The sequence below is a fragment of the Spirulina sp. CS-785/01 genome, assembly GCF_028330525.1.
Classification (GTDB): domain Bacteria; phylum Cyanobacteriota; class Cyanobacteriia; order Cyanobacteriales; family Spirulinaceae; genus JAQMSD01.
Window position 1 is genome coordinate 1 of sequence record NZ_JAQMSD010000279.1, and the last position, 3,609, is coordinate 3,609.

General features: G+C 48.4%; 3 protein-coding genes. All 3 read right to left on the reverse strand.

From position 1 onward, the window contains the following. Nucleotides 1–350: 350 nt before the first annotated feature. The 3 genes from metK to tpiA all read right to left on the reverse strand — a co-directional run bounded on the left by metK (nt 351) and on the right by tpiA (nt 3,495). Nucleotides 351–1,601, reverse strand: coding sequence for a methionine adenosyltransferase (gene metK, locus PN462_RS18085; protein ID WP_272130223.1), 1,251 nt, complete (start codon nt 1,599–1,601; stop codon nt 351–353). A 225-nt stretch (nt 1,602–1,826) separates the two neighbouring features. After that, the gene (gene folP / locus PN462_RS18090) at nt 1,827–2,645 is read right to left on the reverse strand and encodes a dihydropteroate synthase (protein ID WP_272130224.1); all 819 of its coding nucleotides are present in this window, start codon (nt 2,643–2,645) and stop codon (nt 1,827–1,829) included. Nucleotides 2,646–2,769: 124 nt separating this feature from the next. Next, on the reverse strand, nt 2,770–3,495 hold the full coding sequence (gene tpiA, locus PN462_RS18095) for a triose-phosphate isomerase (RefSeq protein ID WP_272130225.1): 726 nt from the start codon (nt 3,493–3,495) through the stop codon (nt 2,770–2,772). Nucleotides 3,496–3,609: the final 114 nt, after the last annotated feature.

Below are 3,609 nucleotides of genomic sequence, written 5' to 3' on the forward strand. Positions count from 1 at the left end.
CAGTTAAACTGTAAGGTTTGCCTCGACAAACTTCAAAGGGCTTTTTACGTCTGTAACACTACCTTCACTCATCGTTGGTGTTTTGTTTAATTACAGACCACAGGGCCAAGTGCTGGCGTTTACACTTGGGTGTGATGACCCGGGCGAAGGTAGCCTACCTTTTTACAGGATTTATGGCTGAGTCTGCACGCTCGTCCCTTTCTAAGTCAACAAAAATTGAACAATGTCAATCAATGTCTAGCTTTCAACGAGCGGTTAGCGAGTTGTCAAACCTGCCTTCACGACAAAGAGACGCACCTCAGCACGTCTCTCGTCGATTTTCAGCCTTGTTTAATGCCCTTGGGGACTTATTATGCCGTGGTAGCGGACATCGCCTCTTGTTTGAGAATTTCCGCTTTATCCGTGCGTTCCCAAGGTAGATCAAGATCAGGACGACCCATGTGGCCATAAGCCGCAACATCTTGATAGAAACGGCCATTCCGTTGACTCGGTAACGTCCGTAAATGGAAATCTTGGATAATGCCCGCCGGACGCAATTCAAAATGCTTGCGAGTTAATTCCAGCAGCAATTCTTCAGACACTTTCCCAGTTCCGAAGGTTTCCACCAAAATACTCACAGGACGAGCAACCCCAATGGCATAACTCACTTGGACTTCACATTTCTCTGCCAACCCAGCAGCCACAATATTTTTCGCCACATAACGGCAAGCATAAGCGGCGGAACGGTCCACTTTTGTGGGATCCTTACCAGAGAAAGCTCCCCCACCGTGACGAGAATACCCACCATAGGTATCCACAATAATTTTCCGTCCGGTTAAGCCTGCATCACCTTGCGGCCCACCCACAACAAATTTTCCGGTGGGGTTGACCAAGAAACGGGTGTTATCGTCGGGTTTAACCGCGATATCCGCAAACACGGGTTTGACCACCGCTTCCATTAAGTCTTCTTTGATTTTGGCTTGAATGGCGGAATTTTCCGATAAGTCGCCAACAGTGGGGTCATGTTGGGTAGAGATTAAGATGGTGTCAATGCCAACGGGTTTGCCATCTTCATAGACGACGCTGACTTGGCTTTTCCCGTCTGGACGTAAATAGGGTAATTGACCGGATTTCCGGACATTGGCCAAATAACGAGTGACCCGGTGGGCTAAACTGATGGGCATAGGCATCAATTCCGGGGTTTCGTTACAGGCAAACCCAAACATTAACCCTTGGTCTCCTGCCCCAATTTCGTCGAGTTGGTCACTGCTGAGAGCTTCGCGCTGCTCTTGTGCCGCAGTCACCCCCTGAGAGATATCGGGGGATTGTTCATCAAGCGCGACTAATACAGCGCAACTGTCGGCGGAGAATCCATTGTCAGCATCCGTGTAGCCAATTTCTGCAATTTTGTTGCGGGCTAATTTCACGTAGTTGACATTGGTTTTGGAGGTGATTTCTCCGGTGATTAATACGAGTCCAGTGTTCACGACAACTTCCGCCGCCACCCGACTGCCGGGGTCTTCTGCCAGTAAGGCATCAATGATGGTGTCTGAGAGTTGGTCACAGACTTTATCAGGATGTCCTTCGGTGACAGATTCCGAGGTGAATAAATATCTAGACAATTTACGCTTTTCTCCTTTAACGAAATGTATCCTGTTAGACTGTTAACCCGTCCTTTATCCTACTCCTATCCTGGACATATGAAAAATTACTGAGTGGGGTTTCAAGGCGGATTTGGGGAAAACCCGCCGGATTGGAGCTAGGAGGGAGGGAGTGAAATTGGCTGACAATCGGGGTTTGCGCCAATTGCCATAATTTTCTGAATTGGGGAAAATTTTTCCGAGGGGTTAACGAAAAATGGCATCGGTGACTTGGGCCACATCGAATAAGGGGGGGACATCATGGACTCGCAGGATATCAGCCCCTTTCGCTATGGCACTGGCACAAGCCCCTGCCGTCCCCCAAACCCGCTTTTTGGGGTCGGGTTGATTGAGTAGATGGCCAATAAAACTTTTCCGGGACACGCCAATGAGGAGGGGACAATTTAAGGGTTTAAATTCCGGTAAGCGTCGCAAAATTTCGAGATTCTGTTCGTAGGTTTTGGCGAAGCCAATGCCGGGGTCTAGGATAATCTGCGATCGCGCAACCCCCACTTCTACGGCCCGCCGAATTTGCTGCTCAAAATATTGATAAATTTCAGCCACCACATCCTGATAATCTGTCCGTTGCTGCATTGTTTGGGGAGTCCCCCGAATGTGCATTAAAATATACGGCACAGCCGCATCTGCCGCCACCTGTAAAATTTGCGGCTCATACTGTCCCCCGGAAATATCATTAATGACATTCGCCCCCGCATCCAAGGCCGCCTGGGCCACCTCAGCGCGAGTGGTATCAATAGACAACGGAATCGTCATCTCTTGACGAATTTCCTTAATCACCGGAATCGTCCGCTTTAACTCCTCCTCCAAGGGAATTTGTTCGGCCCCAGGCCGAGTGGACTGTCCCCCAATATCCAGAATATCCGCCCCCCCCTCCACCATCGCCTTAGCCTGTACTAACGCCGCCTCTACGGTATTAAACTCCCCCCCATCACTAAAACTATCGGGAGTGACGTTTAATATCCCCATAATGTAGGTTCGTTGTCCCCAAGCGAATAAGTTAGACATTTTTTCTTTGGTAATGGGTAATCGGTGATCGGTGATCGGTAATCGGTAATGGGTAATCGGTGATTTTCCCTGTTCCCTCACCAAGAACAAAGAACCAAGAACAAAGAACAAACAACCAATAAAATTATTGATAATTCACAATGCGGGCAAAATTGGCCGGGTCTAAACTTGCCCCACCCACTAACGCCCCGTCAATTTCCGGTTGTGCCATAATTTCATCAATATTCGCGGGTTTCACAGACCCCCCGTATTGAATCGACACCTCCTTATTAGTTAACTGCGAGCGAATTAAACCAATAACGCGGTTGGCCTCAGTGGACTCACAAGTGTCTCCAGTCCCAATGGCCCAGATAGGTTCGTAAGCAATCACCAAATTATTTTGATTAACCTCCACTAAATCCTGACGGAGTTGATTTTCGATTACCGTTTCTGTTTCTCCCGCATCCCGTTGGGCCTTGGTTTCCCCAATACAGAGAATCGGGGTTAAACCATGGTTTTGTGCCGCTTTGAGGCGTAAATTTACTGTCTCATCCGTTTCTCCAAAATACTGCCGCCGTTCACTATGGCCAACAATGACATAACTGACCCCTAATTCGGTCAACATCACCCCAGAAATCTCGCCCGTGTACGCTCCAGAATCTTCCCAGTGGAGGTTTTGCGCCCCTAAGCGCACACGGTTTCCGTGGAGGTTTTTAGACATTACCCCAAGGGAGGTAAAGGTCGGACAGAGAATAATACCCCGTTCGTCGGGAGCATCTCCTAATTCCGAGAGAAACGCTTGCAGAAAGTCTTTGGTCTCTGCTTGCGTCTTGTGCATTTTCCAGTTACCAGCAATAAGAATTTTTCGCACAGGTTATCTCTTTCTTTCACTTCTACGCCAATTTGCAAATTTTAGTTTAAAGCCTTATCGCTGTTAAATCTACTGTTTGGGAGATGGGGGAGTTGGGAGTTGGGAGTCGGGAGA

Bases quoted from the DNA above. Each gene is read 5' to 3' on its own strand.
- folP (WP_272130224.1), bottom strand. From the start codon at position 2,645: ATGTCTAACTTATTCGCTTGGGGACAACGAACCTACATTATGGGGATA.